This is a genomic window from Nitrospira sp. Nam80, from assembly GCF_965152575.1.
The window spans coordinates 4,364,535-4,386,889 of sequence record NZ_OZ224216.1; the positions used below are offsets into that span (position 1 = coordinate 4,364,535).

Annotated in this window: 25 protein-coding genes, 1 tRNA gene and 1 pseudogene; 14 read left to right on the forward strand and 13 right to left on the reverse strand. The window is 56.4% G+C overall.

Features of this window, described 5'->3' with window-relative positions:
* Positions 1-67 precede the first annotated feature (67 nt).
* The 3 genes from ACWGXE_RS20400 (at position 68) to ACWGXE_RS20410 (ending at position 2,198) form a co-directional block, all read left to right on the forward strand.
* Positions 68-1,246, forward strand: coding sequence for a hypothetical protein (locus ACWGXE_RS20400; RefSeq protein WP_447599977.1), 1,179 nt, complete (start codon positions 68-70; stop codon positions 1,244-1,246).
* 512 nt (positions 1,247-1,758) lie between these two features.
* Positions 1,759-1,950: a hypothetical protein gene (locus ACWGXE_RS20405; RefSeq protein ID WP_447603950.1), complete on the forward strand. Its 192-nt coding sequence runs from the start codon at positions 1,759-1,761 to the stop codon at positions 1,948-1,950.
* Positions 1,950-2,198 carry a helix-turn-helix domain-containing protein gene (locus tag ACWGXE_RS20410; RefSeq protein WP_447603818.1) on the forward strand — a complete coding sequence of 83 codons (249 nt, stop codon included), beginning with the start codon at positions 1,950-1,952 and terminating at the stop codon, positions 2,196-2,198. Before ACWGXE_RS20405 ends, ACWGXE_RS20410 begins: the two co-directional genes overlap by 1 nt.
* A 347-nt stretch (positions 2,199-2,545) precedes the next feature.
* Here the strand turns inward: ACWGXE_RS20410 and ACWGXE_RS20415 are convergent, their stop codons facing one another.
* The gene (locus ACWGXE_RS20415) at positions 2,546-3,274 is read right to left on the reverse strand and encodes a hypothetical protein (RefSeq protein ID WP_447599978.1); all 729 of its coding nucleotides are present in this window, start codon (positions 3,272-3,274) and stop codon (positions 2,546-2,548) included.
* Positions 3,275-3,608: 334 nt separating this feature from the next.
* On the opposite strand from ACWGXE_RS20415, the pseudogene ACWGXE_RS20420 reads away from it, so the two are divergent.
* Positions 3,609-4,604 (forward strand): annotated as a pseudogene (locus tag ACWGXE_RS20420) (tyrosine-type recombinase/integrase); the annotation flags it as partial.
* A gap of 201 nt (positions 4,605-4,805) precedes the next feature.
* On the opposite strand, the gene ACWGXE_RS20425 reads toward ACWGXE_RS20420, so the two are convergent.
* From ACWGXE_RS20425 to ACWGXE_RS20455, 7 genes are all read right to left on the reverse strand, one after another.
* Positions 4,806-4,882, reverse strand: a tRNA-Arg gene (locus ACWGXE_RS20425).
* A gap of 119 nt (positions 4,883-5,001) precedes the next feature.
* Complete coding sequence (locus ACWGXE_RS20430) at positions 5,002-5,316, reverse strand: RNA recognition motif domain-containing protein (RefSeq protein WP_447599979.1); 315 nt, start codon at positions 5,314-5,316, stop codon at positions 5,002-5,004.
* 156 nt (positions 5,317-5,472) lie between these two features.
* Entirely contained in the window at positions 5,473-5,988 is a 516-nt protein-coding gene (locus tag ACWGXE_RS20435; RefSeq protein ID WP_447599980.1) for a shikimate kinase, read from the reverse strand.
* Positions 5,985-6,842, reverse strand: coding sequence for a shikimate dehydrogenase (locus ACWGXE_RS20440; RefSeq protein WP_447599981.1), 858 nt, complete (start codon positions 6,840-6,842; stop codon positions 5,985-5,987). The genes ACWGXE_RS20435 and ACWGXE_RS20440 overlap by 4 nt, the downstream gene beginning before the upstream one ends.
* A 12-nt stretch (positions 6,843-6,854) precedes the next feature.
* Complete coding sequence (locus ACWGXE_RS20445) at positions 6,855-7,196, reverse strand: hypothetical protein (RefSeq protein WP_447599982.1); 342 nt, start codon at positions 7,194-7,196, stop codon at positions 6,855-6,857.
* Positions 7,197-7,199: 3 nt separating this feature from the next.
* The gene (locus ACWGXE_RS20450) at positions 7,200-7,964 is read right to left on the reverse strand and encodes an SDR family NAD(P)-dependent oxidoreductase (protein WP_447599983.1); all 765 of its coding nucleotides are present in this window, start codon (positions 7,962-7,964) and stop codon (positions 7,200-7,202) included.
* A gap of 10 nt (positions 7,965-7,974) precedes the next feature.
* A complete protein-coding gene (locus ACWGXE_RS20455; protein WP_447599984.1) occupies positions 7,975-8,856 on the reverse strand; it encodes a tRNA (adenine-N1)-methyltransferase in 882 nt (293 codons plus the stop codon).
* A gap of 162 nt (positions 8,857-9,018) precedes the next feature.
* On the opposite strand from ACWGXE_RS20455, the gene ACWGXE_RS20460 reads away from it, so the two are divergent.
* The 7 genes from ACWGXE_RS20460 to ACWGXE_RS20490 all read left to right on the forward strand — a co-directional run bounded on the left by ACWGXE_RS20460 (position 9,019) and on the right by ACWGXE_RS20490 (position 16,465).
* Complete coding sequence (locus ACWGXE_RS20460; RefSeq protein ID WP_447599985.1) at positions 9,019-10,362, forward strand: NfeD family protein; 1,344 nt, start codon at positions 9,019-9,021, stop codon at positions 10,360-10,362.
* A complete protein-coding gene (locus ACWGXE_RS20465) occupies positions 10,359-11,126 on the forward strand; it encodes a slipin family protein (protein WP_447599986.1) in 768 nt (255 codons plus the stop codon). The genes ACWGXE_RS20460 and ACWGXE_RS20465 overlap by 4 nt, the downstream gene beginning before the upstream one ends.
* A 289-nt stretch (positions 11,127-11,415) precedes the next feature.
* Positions 11,416-12,669, forward strand: a complete 1,254-nt coding sequence (locus ACWGXE_RS20470) for a sigma-70 family RNA polymerase sigma factor (RefSeq protein ID WP_447599987.1) — start codon at positions 11,416-11,418, stop codon at positions 12,667-12,669.
* Between the two features lie 198 nt (positions 12,670-12,867).
* Positions 12,868-13,872: a S1C family serine protease gene (locus ACWGXE_RS20475; protein ID WP_447599988.1), complete on the forward strand. Its 1,005-nt coding sequence runs from the start codon at positions 12,868-12,870 to the stop codon at positions 13,870-13,872.
* 73 nt (positions 13,873-13,945) lie between these two features.
* A complete protein-coding gene (gene lipB, locus ACWGXE_RS20480) occupies positions 13,946-14,680 on the forward strand; it encodes a lipoyl(octanoyl) transferase LipB (protein WP_447599989.1) in 735 nt (244 codons plus the stop codon).
* 25 nt (positions 14,681-14,705) lie between these two features.
* Positions 14,706-15,962: a Glu/Leu/Phe/Val family dehydrogenase gene (locus tag ACWGXE_RS20485; RefSeq protein WP_447599990.1), complete on the forward strand. Its 1,257-nt coding sequence runs from the start codon at positions 14,706-14,708 to the stop codon at positions 15,960-15,962.
* A 209-nt stretch (positions 15,963-16,171) separates the two neighbouring features.
* Positions 16,172-16,465 (forward strand): hypothetical protein, encoded by a 294-nt coding sequence (locus ACWGXE_RS20490; protein WP_447599991.1) that lies wholly within the window; start codon positions 16,172-16,174, stop codon positions 16,463-16,465.
* A gap of 54 nt (positions 16,466-16,519) precedes the next feature.
* Here the strand turns inward: ACWGXE_RS20490 and ACWGXE_RS20495 are convergent, their stop codons facing one another.
* Positions 16,520-16,999, reverse strand: coding sequence for a group I truncated hemoglobin (locus ACWGXE_RS20495; protein ID WP_447599992.1), 480 nt, complete (start codon positions 16,997-16,999; stop codon positions 16,520-16,522).
* A gap of 181 nt (positions 17,000-17,180) precedes the next feature.
* On the opposite strand from ACWGXE_RS20495, the gene ACWGXE_RS20500 reads away from it, so the two are divergent.
* Positions 17,181-18,122 (forward strand): LysR family transcriptional regulator, encoded by a 942-nt coding sequence (locus ACWGXE_RS20500; RefSeq protein WP_447599993.1) that lies wholly within the window; start codon positions 17,181-17,183, stop codon positions 18,120-18,122.
* 170 nt (positions 18,123-18,292) lie between these two features.
* Positions 18,293-18,820 (forward strand): hypothetical protein, encoded by a 528-nt coding sequence (locus ACWGXE_RS20505; protein WP_447599994.1) that lies wholly within the window; start codon positions 18,293-18,295, stop codon positions 18,818-18,820.
* Positions 18,821-18,951: 131 nt separating this feature from the next.
* On the opposite strand, the gene ACWGXE_RS20510 is transcribed toward ACWGXE_RS20505, so the two are convergent.
* The 4 genes from ACWGXE_RS20510 to ACWGXE_RS20525 form a co-directional block, all read right to left on the reverse strand.
* The gene (locus ACWGXE_RS20510) at positions 18,952-19,875 is read right to left on the reverse strand and encodes a D-alanyl-D-alanine carboxypeptidase family protein (protein ID WP_447599995.1); all 924 of its coding nucleotides are present in this window, start codon (positions 19,873-19,875) and stop codon (positions 18,952-18,954) included.
* Positions 19,876-19,915: 40 nt separating this feature from the next.
* A complete protein-coding gene (locus tag ACWGXE_RS20515; RefSeq protein ID WP_447599996.1) occupies positions 19,916-20,077 on the reverse strand; it encodes a hypothetical protein in 162 nt (53 codons plus the stop codon).
* A gap of 115 nt (positions 20,078-20,192) precedes the next feature.
* Positions 20,193-20,363 carry a hypothetical protein gene (locus tag ACWGXE_RS20520; RefSeq protein ID WP_447599997.1) on the reverse strand — a complete coding sequence of 57 codons (171 nt, stop codon included), beginning with the start codon at positions 20,361-20,363 and terminating at the stop codon, positions 20,193-20,195.
* Between the two features lie 163 nt (positions 20,364-20,526).
* Entirely contained in the window at positions 20,527-21,759 is a 1,233-nt protein-coding gene (locus ACWGXE_RS20525; protein WP_447599998.1) for an FG-GAP repeat domain-containing protein, read from the reverse strand.
* Between the two features lie 272 nt (positions 21,760-22,031).
* On the opposite strand from ACWGXE_RS20525, the gene ACWGXE_RS20530 reads away from it, so the two are divergent.
* Complete coding sequence (locus ACWGXE_RS20530; protein ID WP_447599999.1) at positions 22,032-22,352, forward strand: hypothetical protein; 321 nt, start codon at positions 22,032-22,034, stop codon at positions 22,350-22,352.
* The last annotated feature ends 3 nt before the right edge of the window (positions 22,353-22,355 follow it).

The following is a 22,355-nucleotide window of genomic DNA, read 5'->3' on the forward strand; positions in this document are numbered from 1 at the left end:
TGTGTCCTTTTGGATAACACCACGGCTCTACTTAGATGAACTTAAACTTACGAAAGGAGGTTCAGTAGTGGAAGCGATATCTGAATCGGCGGTCCTACAGCAGTATCAACCAGACTGGAGAATAACCCTGCAAGAGGCGATTAAAAGCGCACAGGAGTCAGTCGGCCTACGCCTTGCCGATCTCCTGGAGGAGATTAAACATTATCTTACGCAGTTCGTCTACTTCCCTTATCCATCTGTGGCATCGCTGGTAGCCTGTTGGGTTGCTCTGACATACTGTTATGAGGAATTTTATTACAGCGGGTACCTGGCCATTCGCTCAGACCTTCCCGGATCGGGTAAGACCCAACTATTGGATGTACTTAGCGGCCTTTCAAAAGGTAACCCGCCTGTCGTAACCAGCCCGACCCCGGCAGTGTTGTACCGCGCAAACAAGGGAGTCTGGCTAATCGATGAGGTAGATAATCTCGGAAATCGCGACAAAGACACGTACGGGATGGTTATCGCTGTCCTCAATGCCGGCTTCAAAAGAGGCGGGCAAATCATTCGGAATGAAAAAACAAAGACCGGATACAAACCCACCACGTTCACGGTTTACGGCCCGAAGGGATTTGCCGGTTTACAAAAGCTTACGGATACGCTGGAGGACCGTAGCTTTCCTGTCGAAATGGTGAAAGCCCCATACCGCTTGCCCCGGTTGCATCACACATGGCTCTCGGGAGTAGCACCACGCATTCGGCAGGACATGGATACATGGTTCGATCTACATAAAGACTCCATCAGGGCATTGTACGAAAACCTTCCCAAGGAGATGCCATTTCTACGAGGCTATGACCACCGGTTTCAGGATATTGCTGAGCCGCTCGTTACATTGGCAGCGGTTGCAGATGCTGAAGTAGGTTCCATTCCAGGGCATCTAGCGTCTGTTCTATCGGGCATCCGAATCATCGGGAGCCATCGTCTTACTCCTGAGGGGCTAGACAATGCCTTGCTAGAATCGGTCTCGCATGCACTCGGCGAGCAGAACGAATGCTTTGTTCCATCAAAGAGCCTTCTGGAAAGATGCCGGGAGAATGGACTTACACAAATCCAATCCGAAAAAGCATTAAGCGCGCGGCTATCAAAACTCGGACTATCTTCACGGTCGAATGGGTCAGTCCGTGGGTATGACCTCAATAAATCGCGATTAGATGGGGCGAGATGTAATGTGTCAGCCAGTTTTGCCGCTTCAGCAGTGGGGTTTTGACACTTCTATATATTATATGAAGGGGTATAAGGGGCATTACGATGCCCCTCTCTTTATCTTTCTATCTTTGTATGGAGGACGCTATACATCCGCCCCCCTAGAAAAAGGGTCAATGTGTCAAATCGCCTCTCCAGGAGCGGGAATAAGGGCTGACGGATGCCTAAATTTGCCCTAACCGGAGAGGCGTCTTACACGAGCTGCCGGGCCGCTATGAAGCCGCGGGCAGGCTCGCCCTTCGGCTTATACACCCTTCCCATAGCGACATATGGGGATGACTAACCCAATTCCCAATGAGGTAAACAACCATGCCACGCAAATCGATTACCGACCCGCGAGTGTCCTGGATACCGCCCTTAGAGAACGACAAACTGAAACGCCGCTCGCACAAGCGGAAACCGACTCCATGGACAGAATCGCGGTTCGCGAACGAGACGGTAGACATATTGGATCAGCCTACCGAAGCCGACGTAAAGCGAGAATGGGCACTTTTACGGCAAGCACGGAGAGAATGGTTGAAAACCGAGGCATTGAAGAAGCGGATGGAGGCTTTGTTGAAGCGCATAAACAGCCGCATACGCCGCAACGAGATCAAAGCAGCGAATCAGCGGTTACGGGAGGAAATAAAAGCCTATCGGCACAAGACCGACGAAGCGGTATCTGGCAATCCAATCAGCAGCCCACTGTCACAGCCAGAGGCAGCCTAATGCCTGGCTTTCTTTCCGTTAAGGAAGCAGCTCTATGGGCTAGTGTGTCCACAAAGACCATCCAACGATGGATAGAGCGAGGATTGCCCATCTACCAGGCTGGCCCACGGGAGAAGGTCCTCATCAAACCGAGTGACATAGAGCGGTATTTGACGCGGAAACAGCAAGCACAGCTGGACCTGAATGCGGTAGTGGACGGTGTATTAGCGGAGATGGCACTCCCGACACGAACCCGGCGGGCAGCATGAGAATAACGTATTTAAAGGCCCTAGGACGTTTATCCCATACCAGGGGCCAGGGTGCGAAACGATCGCCCGTCCTAGGGCAAATCTCAAAAATGAACCTTAGTGGAATCAACCACTTAGCATGAGGCTAAAAGGGGGTCCGAGACAGGAGAAAGTACTATGAGGAATAATCCAACACATTCCTTCCGCTGGCAACATCAAGTAGCTTCCTGTAGCTGTGGAAGGTGGGAGTTATCGTCTACCAAGCGGGGCGGGCTTACGCTGCTATCGGCTCAGCGGAATCATGCGCTCCATGTGAGGAACGCGAGAAAGGTAAGGGAAGAAAATAAATCAGTAATGCAAAACGCAGCCTAGTTGAGGTACAGAATCCCGTGGAGTATGTGATGGATTGCGCTAGCGAGTTTGCGAAAGATTGCACCTGCCTGCGATGGCTGCAGGTTGGGAGTTAAGGCAATTTGAATAATGACGCTGAGTGCCAGCATCAACCAATCCTTTTTCCCAACACGAGAAGTGGCATCTTCGAGGTATTGAAACCGCTCCCTTACAAATTCGGCTTGCTGCCCCAAAAACCTGTGAGTCGCGATAATGTCTTCCTTGAGTTGATGCAATCTTTTAGAAATAGTCGTTTGCTCTTCCGCCGTAAACCGCGCGTTCGACGTATCTGATGAGGCCGCAAGATTGATAAGCGATCGGTCGCCTGAAATTGTACCCCATAAATCCGGTGCATCAATCTGTGTTCGTAAACAAGAGAGCCATTTCTCTAAATGCGTGTACAAGCTGACCCAATCTCCGGGTAGCACCCGCTTTTCTGTCACACCTTCGCCTGGGGAATACTGCGCCCAGTGCGCTGACTGATCATCGCTCCAATCAAACTCAAAATAGAAGTCACTCGGTTTATGAATGATAACAGGTATTAACAGATGTTCCTCGACTCTACTCGCTCTTTCAGTCCAATCAAAATCCTCTGGATCAAAACTACGTTGACGAATAGCGCCGTGAACATCATTCTTTTGCGTCCCTAGCAGGCGGTGCCTTTTTGGTTCGGCATTGCTTGCCAGAAGATCAGTCATTACGCCCATGGAGCATTCCTCTTGGTAATGTGCCCTTCTTCCCTAACTCATTGACATGGTCCTCTAAGACCGTAACTACATATTCCTTAAGCGGTTTATGGGCAAAAGCAGCCGCAGCCTTGAGACAGGCAACTAATTCACGGGGTACATCCCGAAGGTTCAGGACCCCTGAACCTGACTCATGTGCATCGCTTTTTCTATGCTTCCGCTGTGTCATGGTGCCAGACTGTAATACTTGGTCTATTGCTTGTCAATGGGTTATTGACACCATAGTGTACACTGAGTACAATGTTTCCTGTTGGCTGAATCGACATTTACTAGGCTTCAGGAAGGTAACTGAGTTATGGGCGTTCGGGTCAAACAATGGAAAGGCGCATGGTGGGTATTCATCTACCATAATCGCCGTCGCGTGGTGAAACGGATTGGCGTAAGCGAACAAAGCAAGAGGGCTGCGCGGGATGCTGCATCGAAGATACAGGCAAAGCTTGCGCTAGGCGAACAGGGCTTCTTTGCCGCTCCTGAATCCGTCGTACTCGCTGACTATGCTAAGACCTGGCTGTCCCGTATCAAGCAGACTCGCAAGCAGTCTACCCATGAGGACTATGAGAACATGCTCGCTCGCGATATTCTGCCCGTTCTTGGGGGACTCCCCTTGCATGAGATTACCCGGGAGAAGGTGAAGGCACTAGCGTATGACCGCCTAGAAAACGGACAATCGCCCAAAACAGTCCAGAACGTGATTAGGTGCCTCAGCAGCCTTTTGTCTCACGCCGTAGAGGATGGCATCATTCAAGTGAACGTGGCTCTCAAGCCCGGCAGGTTTCTGCCCAAAGTTGGCAAGCGGCGGAACATCAATCCATTCTCGCGTGAGGAAGTAGCGGCCTTCCTGGAAGCCACAAAGCGGTATTTGCCACAATTCTACCCATTGTTCCTATGCGCCGTCCGTACGGGGATGCGCCTGGGTGAACTGCTCGCGTTACAGTGGGGAGATATTGATTTCCACGGGCAGTTTATCGTGGTGCGGAGGAATTACACACGAGGTGAAGTTGTGGATACTCCGAAAAGCGGAGAGACTCGCCGAGTCGATATGTCCAGAAAACTGACGCAGACGCTCAAGGACCTACTTACCGACCGACAACTAGAAGCAGCGATGAACAAGCGTGAAGTATCGTCATGGGTATTTCAGAGCGGCACTGGAGGCTTGCTTGACCCGGATAATGTCCGGCATCGCGCATTCTATAAGGTCCTAGCAAAAGCGGGACTTAGACGGATACGGTTCCATGATCTGCGCCACACGTACGCATCGCTCCTGCTTCAACAGGGTGAGAGTCCGGTTTACGTCAAAGAACAGTTAGGCCATAGTTCCATTAGCATCACCGTGGACCTGTACGGACATCTCATTCCAGGGGGGAACAGGCAGGCAGTCGATAGGTTGGATGAACCGGTGAGAATGCCACTTCCGGAGGACCTAAACCGCACCCAGGCCGCACCAGCGTTTGATGAGCTAGGACCCAATGTACCGCAAGTGCCTGATTCTATTTGGTGCGCCCGGCAGGAATTGAACCTGCGACCTGCGGGTTCGAAGCCCGACGCTCTATCCAACTGAGCTACGGGCGCACGCTGCTGCGAAATTCAAAGAAAACGCGCGCCGGTCATCGGGCGGATGCGGCCTTTCCGAGCGGGCGCAGTGTGACGTGTCATTGTGTAATCAGTCGATGGGATCCGTTGCTATCGCACTACCACCGATCGCGATCCCCGCCGCCCGGTCCTCGTCCCCCGCCTCCGCCGCCGAATGACCGCTTCTCCTGAGGACGGGCCTCATTCACCACCAAGGTCCTTCCGCCGAGATCGGCGCCGTTCAAAGCGGCGATCGCTTTCTGCGCTTCTTCATCGGTCGCCATTTCGACAAAACCAAATCCACGGGATTGCCCGGTAAATCGATCTGTAATGACCTTGGCCGACTGCACGGACCCATGCTGCGCAAAGAGATCGCTGAGCTGTTGTTCCGTCGTCGAGTACGGAAGACTGCCCACATACAGTTTGCTCCCCATGACAAACCTCCGTCAGGCTATACGGCTGATTGATGGACGAGGGAAGGAAAGAGGAACGGTCGCGCAACCGGGCGCTGCGGCAGCACTGGGTCACTGAGTCATTCCAGCCAGCTTCCACTCACGGCGAAAAAAGGATAGCACGCACCCCCTATGAGATCAACCGGAAGGGCCTGGAACGTGAAGGAGAATGCGTTCCGCAACCTCGTGGACGGTCAACCCCTCGGTCGAAATCGTCCAATCTGCCGCTGCCTGGTATTTCGGCAAGCGTTCCGCCAGCACTTCACTGATTTCATCGAGAAACGACCGCGTGCCGGTCAATGACGGCCGTTGGGTGTCATGCCCAATCCGCCGCGCAATGGTATCGACTCCGGCCGTCAACCACCAGAAGCGCCCGTTTTTCTTGAGGACCTCGACATTCTGCGGCCTGAGAATCGCCCCCCCGCCGGTATCGATGATCAGGTTGTCTTTCTCGGCCAGGTCACGGCAAACGGCGCTTTCCAACTCTCGAAAATGCTCCCACCCGTGCTGCTCGACGATCTTCGGAATCGCCTGGTCTGCCCGCTTCACGATCTCCGCGTCGGTCGAAACGAGTTCCCGGCGCAGTCGTTGAGCCAATACCCGGCTCACCGCGCTCTTGCCGGTTCCCCGGTACCCGATCAGCACAATGTTCATTGAAATCGGCTCTCGAGCACGGCGCGCATGACATCCGCCGGAGCCGTCTGGTTGGTCCAGAGTTCGAATTGGAGGATGGCTTGGCTGAGAAACATCTCGATGCCCTGAATCGTGCGGCACCCCGCCGCCCTGGCCTCTTTGAGCAATCGGGTTTCGCGCGGATTATAGACGATATCCATGACGGTCAGATCCGATCGCCACATTGCGGCCGGCACGCAGGTTTCTTCCACATGGGGCGACATGCCCACGGGGGTGCAATGGATGACGGTCCGGCAGTGCGGAATCCAGCTGCGCAAGCTGTCATCTTGGATCGGCCCATCCTCGACGACCAGCGTTGTCCTGCTTCTTAAGTCCTGCACCAGCCGGCGGCGTTCTTCTTCATCGACGCCCAATATCGTAAGCCCGGCGATCTGGGCATTGCCGGCCAGTGCAAACGCAATGGCGCGCGCGGCTCCGCCCGAACCCAACATCAGCACACGCTGACCTGAAAGCGCGGCTCCCCCCTCACGCAAGGCCCGCAATGCCCCGGACGCGTCGGTGTTGTAGCCGATGAGTTTGCCGTTCTCCACCACGATGGTATTGATCGCACCGATATGCCGAGCCGTCTGGTCCACTTCATCCAAGAACGGCATCGCGGAGAGTTTATGAGGAATCGTGACGCTGAAGCCGCGGCTGTTTCCCAACGCCCGCAGTCCTTTGATAGCGTCGCCGATCACTTCCACCGGGAATGCCAGATAGACGAAGTTCAAGCCCATCTTTCGAAACGCCGCATTGTGGATGGCCGGGGACAGCGAATGGTGGACCGGGTTGCCGATCACTCCGCACAATTGCGTCTCCGTGTCGATTTCAAACATTACATCCCATCCTTACTTCTTCGGCGTCACTCGAAGCGCGAGGTACTGAGCCCCTTGCATCTGATACACCACCACGACATGATCATCTTTCTTCAAATCACCGATTCCCTTGAGTCCACCCTCCCAGCGCGTCTGCTCGTTGGTGACGAAGGTAAACCTGGTTCCCCCCGACTCTTTCCTGACGGCGATCTTGCCCGTCTTCGCATCGGCCGTGAGCACCGTGCCGGCAAATTCAACCTCTCCAGCGGCCTCACCCCATCCGGTTGATGCGATCGCATGGACGAAAACGAGGGAAAGAACTAACACATACCGGATCAGCCGATCTGGACCGGATCCCTCGGCGGTTCGCGCCATGTCTCATCCTCCCTTATTGATCGTCATCCCGCCGTCGATCATAAACGTGCCGCCCGTCACCCATGCCGCTTCGTCGGAGGCCAGATAGAGGACCATCTTCGCCACCTCATCCGGCTTTCCGGGCCGCCGGATCGCGTATTGCGCCATAATCGGGTTCAATTGTTCGGGACTATTCATGAGCGGCGCGGCCATGGGCGTATCGACCAATCCCGGATTGACGACGTTGCACCGAATGTTGTCTTTGGCGTAATCGACTGCAAGCGCTCTGGTGAGGGCATCAAGGCCGCCCTTCGAGGTGGCGTACGCCGGATTTCCCGGCAACCCCACCACGCTGGCGATGCTGGAAATGTTGACGATGGATCCCCCGCCGGCCTTGATGAGTTCCGGGACCACGGCCCGCGTCATGCGAAAGACGCCGGTCAGATTGATATCCAGGACACTTTGCCAGGTAGCATCATCGATTTCGTGGAGCCGGCGGCCGAAATCCCCGACGCCGGCGTTGTTCACCAAAATATTCACCTTGCCGAACGTCCGCACGGTTTGCGCCACAACCTCCCGAACATGGGGCTCGTCGCTGACCGAGCCGGGCACGGCCAAGGCTCGTCCGCCGTTGACGACAATGCCCTTCACGACACGCTCAAGTTCTTCTTTCCGCCGGCCGGTGACGACGACCGAGGCTCCTTCTCCGGCGAAGAGTTTGGCGATCGCTTCGCCGATTCCCGCGCTCCCGCCGGTGATGACGGCGACCTTTCCCGATAATCGATTCATACGTCTCGCTCTAACTTTCATCCAAGGCATCCGAAGAGTCCGGCATGTCCATCTCAACTGCCTCTTCGACTGGATTCACGGGGCCGCGTGAACCCATATGCCATTCCGCATCCACCTTTCGCGCCACCGTAATGAACCCCGAATGCGCGACCATCCGATGATCCGGCCTCACGCTGCGCCCCTGAATCGACCAGGTCCGCAGAAGCGTCTCGAACGTGTGAATCATCCCGAAGACCGCCGCGCGCTCCAAGGCCTCCACCGTCTGGACGACCTGCGGAACGGTCGGCACAAAACTCAGATAGATCCCCCCGCTTCTGAGGGCAGTCACCGCATGAGGAACGACTTGCCACGGCTCGGGAAGATCCAAGACGATTCGGTCAAACAGTCGTCCGTCCTCCGGCACTTCAATTCCTTCATAGGCGTTCTTGCGAACCGGGTAGAGGTTCGGCGCCGCCCCCATATAGCGTTCGATGTTCGACAGTGCGGTTCTGGAGAAATCGTCCCTCATTTCGTAGGTGACGACCGCACCTTTCGGGCCGACGGCGCGTAACAGCGCCATCGTCAAGGCGCCCGAGCCGGTTCCCGATTCGAACACGAGGGCGCCCGGATACACGTCCGCCCACATGGGTATCAGAGCCAAATCCTTCGGATACAGGACTTGCGCGCCTCGCGGCATTTTCAGTACGTACTCCCCCAGCGTCGGGCGCAGAGCCAACATGCGTTTCCCGCGTGATAGTTGCACCAAGCACCCGTCGGGCCTGCCGATTAGGGCGTCATGCGCCACTGTTTCACCGCTGTGCTGGTAGGTTTCGCCGGCTTTCAACGTCAAGGCATACTGCCGGCCCTTCCGGTCGATCAAATGAATGCGTTCTCCGTTCGAGAAAAGTGACATGCCGGCATTCTAGGAGACTGCCCATGGCTTTTCAATAAGCCGGACACCGGCGGCGGCCTTCCTTGACAGTCCCCGGAGCGGGCCGTATGATCCGCTCTGGTTTCGAATTGGCATCATTCCGGATTGGGACTTCCCTTCCGACTCCCGCGCATGGAGCGTTCAATGCGTGGCCGATCGTATCTCCCGGCGGCACGCCATGTCGGCGCGGCCTGCTCTGTATTATTTGTCTGGTTGTCGGTTTTTCCGAGTCCCGGGTTTACCTCGGATAAGACCGCGGAAATCGTTCTTGCCTCGTACGAAGGGGTAATCAATCCTGTCGCAGCCGAATATTTGCACGATGCCCTTCTTACGGCGCAGGAAAGAAAAGCCCAGGCCTTGGTGATTCGGTTGGACACACCCGGCGGCCTCGACACCTCGATGCGCCTCATTATCAAGGACATCACCGGCGCAAGCGTGCCGGTCGTCGTGTATGTTTCGCCTTCCGGCGGCCGAGCGGCCTCGGCCGGAGTGTTCATTACGATGGCGGCCCATGTGGCGGCAATGGCGCCCGGCACCAATATCGGCGCGGCTCATCCCGTGGCGATGGGGGGCGGCGACATGGACAAGACGATGCGGGAAAAAGTCGAGAATGATTCCGCCGCCTACATCAAATCCATTGCCGAACAGCGGGGGCGCAACGCCGCCTGGGCGGAGAACGCCGTCCGGAAGAGTGTGTCCGCCACTGAAAAGGAAGCTGTCAAACTCAAAGTCGTCGATGGTATCGTGGAAGATGTCCCGGCTCTTCTCCAATGGATCAATGGTCGCACAGTGACGCTCGCGACCGGTTCGGTGGCCTTGCGGACCGAACATGTCGCCATTCACGAGTACCCGATGAGTCTGCGCCTGGAATTGCTGAAGACGCTCAGTGATCCCAATATCGCCTACATTCTCATGACGGTCGGAACCATCGGTTTGATGGCGGAATTGTACAATCCGGGCGCCATCCTGCCGGGCATTGTCGGAGCTATCAGCTTGGTCCTCGCCTTTTATTCGTTCCAATCGCTCCCGGTCAATTACGCGGGCCTTCTCTTGATGGCATTGGGCATCCTTTTCTTCATTCTCGAAGCCAGCGTCACGAGTTACGGATTGCTGGCCATCGGAGGCGTCATTTCCATGCTGCTCGGCTCGCTGATGCTGATCAAGACCGATGCGGAGTTTTATCAGCTCTCGTGGGCCGTGATTGTGCCGGTCATCGGCTTGGCCACGGTTTTCTCGCTCTTCATCGTCGGGATGGGGGTCAGAGCCATGCGAAGCCGGCCGCTGACGGGCGTGGAGGGGATGGTGGGATTGATCGGCATCGCGAAAACCGCGGTCGCTCCTCATGGACAGCTATCCGTTCACGGTGAACTATGGGAAGCCGTCAGCGACCGCCCGCTTCAGCCCGGCGACCGGGCTGAAGTGATCAAAGTCGAAGGACTGACGCTGCACGTGAGACCGGTCGTCCATGAACATGAGGCCACATTATGATTCTCAGCCCCATCGGTCTGGTACTCGTCATCGTCATCATCATTTTTTTGGGCTTTAAAGTTCTCCCCGAATATGAGCGGGCGGTTATTTTTCGATGGGGCCGCCTGGCCAAAGGGTTGGTCGGCGCGAACGGTCCCGGAGTCGTCATTATTATTCCGTTCGTGGATAAGATGGTCCGCGTCAGTCTCCGTACGGTGACCATGGATGTCCCACCGCAAGATGTCATTACTCGCGATAACGTGACGGTGAAAGTCAACGCCGTAATCTATTTCCGCGTCGTGGACGCCCAGCGAGCCATCATCCAGGTGGAGGATTATCTCTATGCCACCTCCATGATGGCTCAAACCACGTTGCGCAGCGTGCTCGGACAAATGCAGCTCGATGACTTGCTGGCCAAACGCGACGAGATCAACGCCGAATTACAGCGGATCATCGATCAGCAGACGGAGCCCTGGGGTGTCAAGGTCAGTGCCGTCGAGGTCAAGAATGTGGATCTCCCCCAGGAGATGCAGCGAGCGATCGCCCGGCAAGCCGAAGCGGAGCGAGAACGGCGGGCAAAGATCATCCATGCCGAAGGCGAATTCCAGGCAGCCCAACGCCTGGCTGACGCGGCGGACGTCATTAGCCCCAACCCTGCCGCGCTTCAACTCCGATACCTCCAGACCCTCGTTGAAATCGCGGCGGAGAAGAATTCGACCACAATCTTTCCCATCCCCATCGACACCCTCGCGCCGTTTCTGAAGCGGACGGTTGAAGAGAAATAGCCCTGGGCCGCCCTGACCGAATGGCCGGGAGAAGCCTAGGCCCTTCGGTCCGTCGAACTCCGCCCTGTTCTCTACTTCATTGACTCCATAGGCATTTTTCAGCTTGGCATCGGCTTTTGCCTGGGTCTAGCAAGGTGCCCCTCTTCACACACCACAGCCGGGATTCACTCCGGCTCGAGACATATTGAATCCTTTCCGGCCTGCCATGGCTCTAATTGTATTGAAGAAGCACAGTTCCCGCCGTACTTTATAATCAGCGATTATTCCCTGAGAGGGGAGAGGTGACGATATGAAAGAGACTCTGGTGCTTGCGGAAGAAAAGGAACCGATGACCGGTCCGGGGATCGACCCGGACGCGGACGATCCCAAGGCAAGTGATCTGCTGGAAGTGATTTCGCACGACGCGCATGAAGCGAGCGCGCGAGAGGAACAGCCGGCAGCCAAGGCTCCGCGGATGGCGGACGGCCCGTTCCTGCTCGAGTCGCTGTACTTTCGGTCTTTCGGGGAGCGTCCGCTGCTCGCCCGAGAGGAGGAAATCGCCCTCGCCAAGCAAATCGATATTGGAACGCGGTCTGTCCGATTGGCCCTTCGCCAGGCCATCAAAGCCGGGGCTCGCCTCAAACGGTCCGATGACACGCTGGAAGCACTTCGTACTTTGCAAGAGACCAAACGGCTGAGCGGGTTGTCAGCGACCGCGTTGGATCAGGCTCAGCAGGCGCTTCAGAGTGTCATCACCGAACATACCGGTACGTCAAAGACGAGCATCCCCCTCTTGAAGCAGATGGCTCAAAGTCTGTCCGATGTCCGAAGGGCGCGCATCATTCTGGAGCGAGCCAAGGATGAATTGGTCCGCTGCAACCTTCGCCTCGTGGTCGATGTCGCGAAGCACTATACGGGTCGCGGCCTGACCTTGCTGGACCTGGTTCAAGAAGGCAACATCGGCTTGATGAAAGCCGCCGAACGCTATCAGTATCGCAAGGGCTTCAAATTCAGCACCTATGCCACCTGGTGGATTAGGCAGGGCATTACAAGGGCGCTCGCGGACCAGTCCCGGACAATCCGTATTCCCGTGCACCAGACGGAGGCATCGAATCGAATCCTCCGGGTCACCCGCAGGCTCGGCCAGCAACTCGGGCGTCCGCCGCGACTGGAAGAGGTCGCCCACACGATGCGCATAAGGCCCGACCGGCTGCACGAGACGATTCAGGCATTTCAAGAACCGGTCGCTCTTGAACATACGATCGGCGATGGCGAAACCGAGTTCGGCGAACTCTTGCCCGATCAACAGGCGGTGCCGCCGGACGCGCATGTGAATCGCAGCGAACTCACTCGAGAAATGGATCGGATCCTCGGTACATTGACGCCGAGGGAGCAAACAGTCATTCGCTTGCGCTTCGGGATCGGCCAAGATCATCCGCGCACGTTGGAACAAGTCGGCCAACGGCTGTCCGTCACGCGGGAACGCATTCGCCAGATCGAAGCCAAGGCCTTGAAGAAACTCAAGACCCCGCAAGTGAAAGAAATGTTCGCAGCGCTGAAGTGATTCTCCGTCAAGAGATCAGATGACGGGCGAGGGACGGCCCTCGCCCGTTTTATTTGCCTTCCGCTTTCCGCCTTCCTCGAAGTTATGAGACAATAGCGCATGAGCGGACTTGTCGAGCGTGGAGGCCTGCCTGCTCCTTTACCCCCATTGCCGGCTCAACCGTGTCACAGAACGACTATCCTGTCTTTATGTGTTCTCATGGCGCTGTGCGGCGGCCTCGTCTTCCAGGCCGTTACCCCTTCTGCCCAGGCTGAAGAGTCTCCAACCAAAACTCTGTCCGTTCCAGCCGTGGTGAACAAGGTTCGCCCGTCGGTGGTCACTATCCTCACTCGCGGCGTTCCTCCGAGTTCCAGTCAGCATTCCACCCAATCTGGGTCGGGGTCCGGCATCATCATCGATGAGAACGGCTATGTGTTGACCAACAACCACCTGGTGCAGGGGGTGAAGAGCGTGGTCGTGGGCCTCTCCAGCGGCCGGCTCATCCCGGGGCGGGTGGTGGCCCATGATTTCCTCCTGGACCTTGCCTTGATCAAGATCACCGCCCCCGAGCTTGTCGCGGCGGCGTTGAGCCGACCGGTGTCCTTGGAAATCGGGGAAACAGTAGTCGCGATCGGCAACCCATTAGCATTGAAGGGCGGCTCCACGGTAACTGTTGGAGTGGTCAGCGCGCTGGATCGTTCGGTTCTGACGCCGGAAGGCGAGACGCTCTATGATCTGATACAGACGGACGCGGCCATCAATCCCGGCAACAGCGGCGGCCCGCTTGTGGATCTATCAGGCCGTGTCGTGGGTATCAATGTCGCCATTGCCCCTTCGGCTCAAGCCATCAGTTATGCCATTTCCATGGACGCGATCTATCCACACATGCAATCCATGATCGTGCGCGGCACGGTTCTTCGGCCTGAATTGGGATTCATCCCGCTCACCGTGACTCCCAGCGTCGGGGCGAGCTTTGATTTGGATGCGGAGCGGGGAATTCTGGCCCTCCAAGTCGATCCGTCGAAACCGGCGGGACAAGCGGGCCTGCAGTCGGGAGATGTGATTACATCCATCGATTCGCGCCAGGTGTTTAATATGGGTGACTTCTGGCACGTCTTGCTTCGCTCCGCCGATCAACCTACCGCCCAGTTGACCATTCAGAATAAGGCCGGCAACTCGTCCGTCACGATACCCAAGCCCTCCGTCCCCAAATCATCGCAATGACTCGGTCTAGGATGGGAGAGGCCCGATGTTTGATACAGGAACAGCAAGATCGAGTTCCAGGAGGAACCGAGCCATGACCATGCCGGCCGATTTGATCATCGATGACCGAATACCGTATGAAACGGCGTTGGGCCGGCAGAACCGGATAGCCCGGGAGCGGGCGGACAATGCGCGAACGGACGCGTTATGGTTGCTGGAACATGAGCCGATTTTTACCGCCGGCCGCACCACCAATCGCGCCGCATGGCCGAGCGATGAAGACGAGGACAGAATCGGGGGGATCCCGATCGTTCGTACGGACCGAGGGGGATCCGTCACATACCATGGTCCGGGTCAGGTGGTCGGCTATCCTATCCTCCGTTTGAAGCAATATTGTGCCGGTCCGAAGGCTTACGTCGCAATGCTGGAAGAGGTCCTCATTCGGGTCCTTCATGAGTGGCATGTGCCGGGCCGTCATTTGGACGGCTTGCCCGGCGTATGGGTCGGGACGGACAGGGCTGAGAAAATCGCCTCGATCGGCGTGCGGATCTACCAGGGAATTACCACCCATGGTTTTGCCTTGAATGTGGACATGGATCTGACTCCTTTCTCTCTCATCGTGCCCTGCGGTATCACAGGCTGCCGCGTGACATCTATGTCCCGGCATCTGGCACGGCCTGTCAATGTGACCAGTGTAAAGCACGATCTGGCCGCCGCGTTTTCCGAGGTGTTTCGGTTGGCCTGGGCCAATCGGCCGGGCGGAGACCCGCCGGAATCAGAGGGTCGGCGACGCGCCCTGGGATTTGCAGCAGCATCGCTTGATCGCTGATGACTCGAATTATGTGGAGGGCTTAATGCATGAATTAGATACTCCGACCTATCGCCTGGCGGTTGCGCAATTCGACGAAGCGGCCGAGGCCATGCACCTCGATCCCAATCTGCGTGAACGCCTGAAGGTACCGCAACGGTCGCTGATCGTCAGCGTGCCGGTCCGCATGGATGATGGACGAGTGGAGATTTTTACAGGGTACCGTGTCCAGCATGATTCGGCGCGAGGCCCCTCCAAAGGCGGCATCAGATATCATCCCGATGTGAATCTCGGCGAAATCGCGGCGTTGGCGATGTGGATGACGTGGAAGTGCGCGCTCGCCGGCCTTCCGTATGGCGGAGCCAAAGGCGGCGTCCAGGTGGCGCCGAGAATGTTGTCACGAGCCGAGCTTCAGCGTCTGACTCGCAGGTATGCGGCGGAGATCTTTCCGCTCATTGGACCGGACAAGGATGTGCCCGCGCCGGATGTCGGCACGGACGCGCAGGTTATGGCGTGGATTATGGATACGTACAGCCAACAGGTCGGCTATTCCGTGGGAGGAGTGGTTACCGGAAAACCGCTGTCGATAGGGGGCAGCCTGGGCCGCGAAGATGCCACCGGGCGGGGAGTCGTCTATGTCACCCTGGAAGCACTGAAGCATCTCAATATCCCGATCGATCAGGTGACGGTTGCCATCCAAGGATTCGGCAATGTCGGGTCCCACACCGCGCTCATCATGCAAGAGGCCGGTGCGCGCGTCGTGGCCGTCAGCGATGTCAATGGTGGGATTTACAATCCAAAGGGACTCGATGTGCGGGAGGTGCTCCGCCGGCATCGCGATAAGGGTGGATTTGAGACCGGTGGCAGTATGGGTGATCGTCTTACAAATGCCGAATTGCTCGAACTGGACTGCACGGTGCTTGTTCCGGCTGCGCTCTCCGAGCAGATTACCGGGAAAAATGCCGGCCAGTTGCGATGCCGCATCCTCGCCGAAGGCGCCAACGGCCCGACCACTCTCGATGCGGATCGGATCCTGGCCGACAAAGGGGTCTTTATTATTCCGGATATTCTCGCCAATTCCGGCGGCGTCATTGTGTCCTATTTCGAGTGGGTGCAGGATGTTCAACGTTTCTTCTGGAAGGCACCCGACATTCGTGAACGCTTGCAGGATATTATTACCGACGCGTTTCATCGAACGCTCCATTTCGCGACGGAAAGGCGCACCAGTATGAGGTTGGCGGCGCTTATCTCGGGAATCGACAAGGTGGCGCACGCCCACCTGCAACGAGGCCTGTATCCGTAGCGGAGCGAATAGGATGAACGCCGTCCTTGCACTTACGGCCGAGTGCAGTTTACAGATGAACCGTTTGGCCCGGCGGCAGGTTCGCTCAAGCTCCATTCGAGTCGTAGGCGCAGAATCCGGCACACTGCCTGGTCAGTCTTACGGCTGGCTTTCAGATGAATGGCTGCGGCAACATCGGCGGTGCTACGAACAACTGTAGCGGTGACGACATGGATCAATCATCAATTGCGTCCGTCTGGGATGCGCACAGCCAAGCAAGTTGGCCGCAATTGTCGGATCCCAATGAAGGGCAATTGATGACCCTCGATACCGTCATTGGAGGCTGCGCCGTGTACTATTTGGACAGCGCCGATGGATTGGATGCCGGACGAGTCTCAATTCTGAAAGACTGTATCAGTGATCTCGATGCTCTTCTCGACGATCTCACAGATGATTCTCTCGCTTACTTCCGTCGTCTCCGGCTTCTTGCGGAACTTTTGATTGCAAGCGATCGGCTGCCTTAACAGAAGGAGTGAAGCAGGGAGTCGCCCATAGGACCGACTCCCTCCCGCCTACACCTACGGTGCTTCGACGATGTCCATCTTCATCGGCCCCAGCAGAGCCAGAAGTTCGTTCTTTTCCTGAGACGGCACCTTGAATTTGTCCAGAGCAGCCACAAGGTCTTCCACCAATGCATGGAAGTCCTTCGTGCTGATTCTCATGCCTTCATGCGTCGTTTTCATATCACGACCGCGATACGTGCAAGGTCCGCCGGTCGCCTGGCATACCTGATCGACCAAGTGCCCCTTGAGCCTGGGAATATCGGTCGTGGCAAATCGGCCGTTGATACGCCCGTCGGCTGCAACATTGGACACAAACTGATCGACCACCGCCGTGATGGCCGGTTCCCCCCCCAGCCGCTCATAGAGGGACGCCGTGCCGCTCGCAGGAGCGGCGTTTTTTACCGGCGCCGCGGGTTGGGACTGTTCGACACAGGCGAGGGTGGTGGCAAGGAGCAATCCCGACAACAGGTAGAGCGCCCGGGGTGATGACCGCATCGTTTCCTTTCTTTCGGTATTAAGGGTTGGCCATCGGACTAATTGCAGTGGAGTCGGACAGCATCTTTACGTTGACGGCTGCACGGTAAGGCACGTACTGTCTATTTGTCTAATATATCTTTATGATAGATTCTATAGTCCGCGTCTATAGGAACTTCCCGCCCGACGGCGAGGCATCTCAATGGAACTACGGCAACTGCATTATTTCCTGGCGGTAGCGAAACACGAAAGTTTCACCCGTGCCGCCGAACATGTCCACGTTTCGCAGCCTTCTCTTTCCGTCCAAATCAGCGCGCTGGAGAATGAACTCGGGGCGCGCCTCCTCGACCGATTGGGACGAAAGGTTGTGTTGACTCAAGCGGGTGAATTGTTTCGCCGGCACGCCGAGCGCGCGCTGGGGGAACTGGAGGAGGCGGCGCACATCGTGCATGAGTTGCGGGGAGCCAAACGCGGTCGCCTCACCGTGGGCACGCTCTCAACCGTCAACAGCTATTTGATCGCGCCCCTGGTGTCTCGCTTCAAACAGCGGTTCCCTGCGGTTCATTTGCATATCCACGCCCAACCTTCCACCGACATTGTCCGCGGGCTTCTAGCGAATCAATTGGACCTCGGCATTTTCCTGCTTCCGGTTGCTCATCCGCAATTGACCACCATTCCCCTCTTCGAGGAACGACTGGTGCTCGCCGCGCCCGCCTCAGCCAAGGTGCCCAAGACGCGGGTCAGGATGCAGGAGCTTGCCACGTTTCCGTTGATTCTCATGCCGGTCGATTACTGTTTACGAAGGATGGTGGAGCAGGAATGCGCTAGAGCGGGAGTGCACCCGCAAGTCTCATTGGAAATGAGTTCACCCGAAGGGATCCTGCAAGCCGTTTCGGAAGGAGCCGGGATGACGATTCTACCCGAACTCTATGTACGGCTCCGTGTGCCGGGAAGCGAACTTCAGATCGTGGACATTTACGATCCTGTTCCTCGGCACCCTGTCGGTCTGGCGTTTTTAAAACGTCGACATCAGAATCTTGCCGCGACGGAATTCGCCAATCTCTGCCAGAGCACCGTGAAAGAGTTACTCGCGGAGTCCAAAAAGGCCACCGTGCCAAACAATCGGACTCGCTTCTCCACCTGACGTCCTATCGTCGAGTCGCACACGATCGGCATTCGGCCGCATCCCCGCTATCCGTCGAAGGGTTGCCTTGAAAGTGATCGTGTCGTTGTTTAGAATGCGGGTATCGTCTGAGTCTTCCTTGTCATACTCTCGAGATTCTCAGCACGATAGGTCGAGTGAAGGAGGAGTCGATGATAAACAGCAGATGGGCGGCGGCCGCTTTGATTGTATTGTCGGGGTTCTGGGGCGAGGCCTTGCTTGGAGCTGAACCCTACGAATTGAGCAAGAACGACCTGATGGACCCAAAGGCCATTACCAGTCCGGACGTGTCCTTGTTCGGCGTCAAGCTGGGCGATTCGGAGAGCAAAGCCATCGATATTCTGGTCAACGAAAAGATTCCGGGCATCAAAACCGAACAGGAAGCGACCTTTATTTTCCTGCTCGATCAGCGCAGGCCGACCGGTCCCATGGCGGGAGTTCGCGTGCAGGACGGGAAAGTGGATTTAATTTTTATCAATAATCGTTTCGCGTATAAGACGCGAGGAATTTTCCGTAATGTGCTGAACAGCGAAAGCCCTGATGACGTCCGGAAACTGCTCGGCAAAGAAGATTATGGAGACGAGAACGTTATGGGCGCAGTCTTGTCCTATGACAAGCAGGGTTTCATGGTGAACTACCTCGGCAAGGATGTGAACGTCGAATTTTCCCAGCCTCACTGACCGTCTCCTGCATGCTCTGGTTGACAGCAAAGCCCTCCACGTCCTCATAGCGTATCGTTCTGCTCAACTGAACTCTCTTCGTAGCAGAATCTGGCCGACCGCCGGTGCTGCGTCAAGCGTATCGATGGAGACTACTGCACAAGCTCCGGCCGCCCTTGAGCCATCCTCAGGCCGTAGGTGATGAGACTGGTGGCTGTGTTCCACCGACGCTTCGAATTCAGGATTACCAGCAATAAATCGCTGCCGTCTTGAGAGACCTTTGCAATCAGGCACCGGCCGGCCTTGGACGTGAACCCCGTTTTGACCCCCTCGACACCGGGGACGCGACCGAGGAGGCGGTTGGTATTGCGGAGCAGGTAGGAACGATGCTCATTGAGCGGCATGATCATTTCGCGTTCCTCTCGGACGAGGCCTTTGAAGATCGGATCTTGCAGGGCGATTTCACTTAATTTGGCTAAATCCTCCGCCGTGGAATAGTGATCCGGCGCGTCAAACCCGCAGGCGTTGCTGAAATGGGTATTTTTCAGTCCGAGAGCCGCCGCTTTCGCGTTCATGATCATCACGAACTGATCTTCCGATCCCCCGACATGCTCGATCGCGGCGAGGCAGGCATCATTGGCCGACACAATCAGCATGGCTTTCAAGAGGTCTTCCAAACGAAAAATTTGGCCGGTCCGCAGTCGCAAACGAATCTTGTGTGCACGCGCGGCCTTCGCACTGACCGTTACTTCATCACTGAGACGGCCGTGCTCCAAAATGACCAACGCGGACATGATTTTCGTCAAACTGGCCGGCGACAATTTCCTTTCCGATTGGAATTGATAGAGGGTCACGCCGGTTTTCAATTCCTTGAGGAGGATACTGTGGGCCGGCACGCGCCGCCAAGGCGGTCGAGACGCAGCCTGGGCGGTCTTGCCCACAGGCGGCCGGCCTTCTCGGGACAAAGACATTGAAGCGATTTCAGCGTGAAGATCGGGCGATAAAAATGCGATGGCGAACAGGACGGTGAGACACTCGAGCGCACGGAACAACCAACGAGGCGATGGGATTGTCATGCGCCCGCCAAATCTTGCTTGTTCATCTACGCCTCCTCCGTCAAAGAGTGTAGGATTCCTTAATCTTGCCCCCGCGCACGCCGCTCTCGATGACCTTGTGGAAGAATCGCAGCATGTCGGCGAGATCGATCCAAAACCCGCAATTCAAGCACCGGGCGTACAGGCGCCGATTCATCAACGTGTAATGGCGCTCGACCATCATGAAACCTTTGCATTTTAAGCAGTGCATAGAATAGTGCGTCAATCCGGGTCGTCAGGCGGTGGAGGATCTTGTTGTATTCAGGCAAGACGCGGCAAGCCATTCCAGGCGGTGTCGTTCACCGGAGACGGTTCAAAATGAGCGCTAGACACCCGGCCAAGAGTCCCCCGCCGAAAATGGTGGTACCGAACGAGAGATAGGCGCTGGTGCCCGCCGAATGTGTTCCGTAGAACAAATCTCTGACTCCTCCCTGAACCATGAGCACCGCAAGCGTCATGAGCGATCCCATACTGAACCACCAGACGAACGGCCGCACTTCCCCTCTCGCGCATGCACCGAACGTGATAACCAAATACGATCCGTTAAATCTTTTTGAACTCTAGCCGACCGGTCCCATGGTGTCAAGCAAGCGCTTCCTTTATGCGAATAACGGCTGCGACGGTGAGTCGAGGTTAGCCCGAACTCCTTGCTGACGACACGGATTTATGCCCGCGATGAAGAAAAATCGACACACTGCCGGCTCCATTATTGGCGATGGCGAGCCCCGGTTCTTCCGCTTCCTGGGATAACACCTTGAAGTTCGCGAGCGCGAAGGGTCCCGAAGGCGTCCGATAGTTTCGCGGGGGATATTCAAAGGTGCCGTCACCCCGCCCGAACAGGATCGAAAGATCGTTCGACTGTAAATTGACAATGGCCACGTCCGGCAGTCGATCACCGTTAAAGTCCCTGATCAAGCCGAAATTCGGGCTGGCATCGGCTCCGGCCTCCTTGCCGGATTGGAATGTGCCATTCCCGTTGCCGAGGAAGGTGGTGAACGAATCCTTCTCCCCGTTAATAACCAACAGATCAAGGAATCGATCATTGTTGAAATCACCGAAGCTCACTCCCAGCGGGCGCTTTCCGGTCTTATAGTCCGCCGGCTGGCGGAACGTGCCATCCCCAATCCCGATCCAGACCGACACCGCCCCCAACATGGGCCCGCCGTTCGTGACGATCATTTCCGGAATGCCGTCGTTATTCAAATCCTGAAGCGCAAGCGAAGTCGGTGTATCTCCATATTCATATTGGGCCCCGGAGCGAAATGTTCCGTTGCCGTCGCCCAAAAAGACTTTGATCTTATCGTTTCGCAAAGCCACAACGAGGTCCGGCTTCTGATCCCCGTCGACATCGTCGACAGCGATCGAAACGGGGGTCCGGTGAACCGGATATTGTGCGCCCTCATCGAATTTCGAGTTTCCCTTGCCGAGGAAGATGGAGACCTGATCGCTGCCCGAACAGGCCAAAGCGATATCAGGGTGGCCATCCAGATTAAAATCGCTCGTGGCCAATGCGCGCGGCTCCTGGCACACGCGCAACTGGACCTGCTCTTGAAATGTACCGTCACCGTTTCCCATCAAGAGCGACAGGGTATTACTGGAGATGTTGGTCGTAATGATGTCGGTGAATCCGTCGGAGTTGAAGTCAGCCGTTGTTACGGTGGTGGGATTCTTTCCGACGGGATAGCTGGCGAAATAATATAACGGGTCCGGTGGATCAAAGGGGTCGGATTTCGAGCAGGCCGGTCCACTTAGGAGGCAGCACGCCAGACCGACTCCCAGGAGAGCGAAAGCCCGTCGCCCCACATTCGGGCCGGTTGTCCGGTGTAAACCCGGCTGAGTGATCCATTTCATTACGCCACGGAACATCGGTCCTGCTCATAGGTGAATTGACCTCGTCCAGCGGAGTATACAGAGGCTATTTGCGCTTCGCAACGGCACGAATCGTCCCGGTGCCGTAGCCAACTCTGTATGCCTCAGAGTCAGAGGGATTGACAGGTTCCGTCAATCGATGGGCGTCAATTTGATTTCCGTGCGACAGATTCTCGGGACATCGATGGACCCTGCGCATAGGTCTTCAGACCCTTTGATAATAGACAAAGAGCTGAGCTAGAATGCCCTTCTTTCTTCAGGAGGATACAATGAGTGAAATCGTGCGCATCCCGCTCACCATGTACGGCATCGCAGAAGTACTGAAATGGTGTATCGATAAAAATCAGGGACGTATTCCCGGCGTGGATACCCAGGGATTCAAAAAAATGCAGGCGCTTCTTGCTGAGAGGCCTCAGTCCAACGACTATGTGGCGCTCGACAATTTCTGGAAGAAGCAGGTGACGCTTGAGTTAACGACGGAAGAAGTGGAGACCATTGATCGGTGCCTCTACGACATTCCAAACTTCGAGAACGTTCCGCTGCCTCAAATCCGCCACAAATTCTGGCCGCAGGGAACATCGGCCCATTAACGA

Excerpts from the sequence above, each read along its gene's own strand:
- ACWGXE_RS20485 (WP_447599990.1), top strand. The coding sequence starts at position 14,706 with ATGCATGAATTAGATACTCCGACCTATCGCCTGGCGGTTGCGCAATTC.
- ACWGXE_RS20455 (WP_447599984.1), bottom strand. The coding sequence starts at position 8,856 with ATGTCACTTTTCTCGAACGGAGAACGCATTCATTTGATCGACCGGAAG.
- ACWGXE_RS20470 (WP_447599987.1), top strand. The coding sequence starts at position 11,416 with ATGAAAGAGACTCTGGTGCTTGCGGAAGAAAAGGAACCGATGACCGGT.
- lipB (WP_447599989.1), top strand. The coding sequence starts at position 13,946 with ATGACCATGCCGGCCGATTTGATCATCGATGACCGAATACCGTATGAA.
- ACWGXE_RS20490 (WP_447599991.1), top strand. The coding sequence starts at position 16,172 with ATGGATCAATCATCAATTGCGTCCGTCTGGGATGCGCACAGCCAAGCA.
- ACWGXE_RS20505 (WP_447599994.1), top strand. The coding sequence starts at position 18,293 with ATGATAAACAGCAGATGGGCGGCGGCCGCTTTGATTGTATTGTCGGGG.
- ACWGXE_RS20430 (WP_447599979.1), bottom strand. The coding sequence starts at position 5,316 with ATGGGGAGCAAACTGTATGTGGGCAGTCTTCCGTACTCGACGACGGAA.
- ACWGXE_RS20525 (WP_447599998.1), bottom strand. The coding sequence starts at position 21,759 with ATGTTCCGTGGCGTAATGAAATGGATCACTCAGCCGGGTTTACACCGG.
- ACWGXE_RS20475 (WP_447599988.1), top strand. The coding sequence starts at position 12,868 with ATGGCGCTGTGCGGCGGCCTCGTCTTCCAGGCCGTTACCCCTTCTGCC.
- ACWGXE_RS20460 (WP_447599985.1), top strand. The coding sequence starts at position 9,019 with ATGCGTGGCCGATCGTATCTCCCGGCGGCACGCCATGTCGGCGCGGCC.
- ACWGXE_RS20450 (WP_447599983.1), bottom strand. The coding sequence starts at position 7,964 with ATGAATCGATTATCGGGAAAGGTCGCCGTCATCACCGGCGGGAGCGCG.
- ACWGXE_RS20440 (WP_447599981.1), bottom strand. The coding sequence starts at position 6,842 with ATGTTTGAAATCGACACGGAGACGCAATTGTGCGGAGTGATCGGCAAC.
- ACWGXE_RS20445 (WP_447599982.1), bottom strand. The coding sequence starts at position 7,196 with ATGGCGCGAACCGCCGAGGGATCCGGTCCAGATCGGCTGATCCGGTAT.
- ACWGXE_RS20500 (WP_447599993.1), top strand. The coding sequence starts at position 17,181 with ATGGAACTACGGCAACTGCATTATTTCCTGGCGGTAGCGAAACACGAA.
- ACWGXE_RS20495 (WP_447599992.1), bottom strand. The coding sequence starts at position 16,999 with ATGCGGTCATCACCCCGGGCGCTCTACCTGTTGTCGGGATTGCTCCTT.
- ACWGXE_RS20510 (WP_447599995.1), bottom strand. The coding sequence starts at position 19,875 with ATGACAATCCCATCGCCTCGTTGGTTGTTCCGTGCGCTCGAGTGTCTC.
- ACWGXE_RS20435 (WP_447599980.1), bottom strand. The coding sequence starts at position 5,988 with ATGAACATTGTGCTGATCGGGTACCGGGGAACCGGCAAGAGCGCGGTG.
- ACWGXE_RS20530 (WP_447599999.1), top strand. The coding sequence starts at position 22,032 with ATGAGTGAAATCGTGCGCATCCCGCTCACCATGTACGGCATCGCAGAA.
- ACWGXE_RS20465 (WP_447599986.1), top strand. The coding sequence starts at position 10,359 with ATGATTCTCAGCCCCATCGGTCTGGTACTCGTCATCGTCATCATCATT.
- ACWGXE_RS20410 (WP_447603818.1), top strand. The coding sequence starts at position 1,950 with ATGCCTGGCTTTCTTTCCGTTAAGGAAGCAGCTCTATGGGCTAGTGTG.
- ACWGXE_RS20520 (WP_447599997.1), bottom strand. The coding sequence starts at position 20,363 with ATGGGATCGCTCATGACGCTTGCGGTGCTCATGGTTCAGGGAGGAGTC.
- ACWGXE_RS20415 (WP_447599978.1), bottom strand. The coding sequence starts at position 3,274 with ATGGGCGTAATGACTGATCTTCTGGCAAGCAATGCCGAACCAAAAAGG.
- ACWGXE_RS20515 (WP_447599996.1), bottom strand. The coding sequence starts at position 20,077 with ATGATGGTCGAGCGCCATTACACGTTGATGAATCGGCGCCTGTACGCC.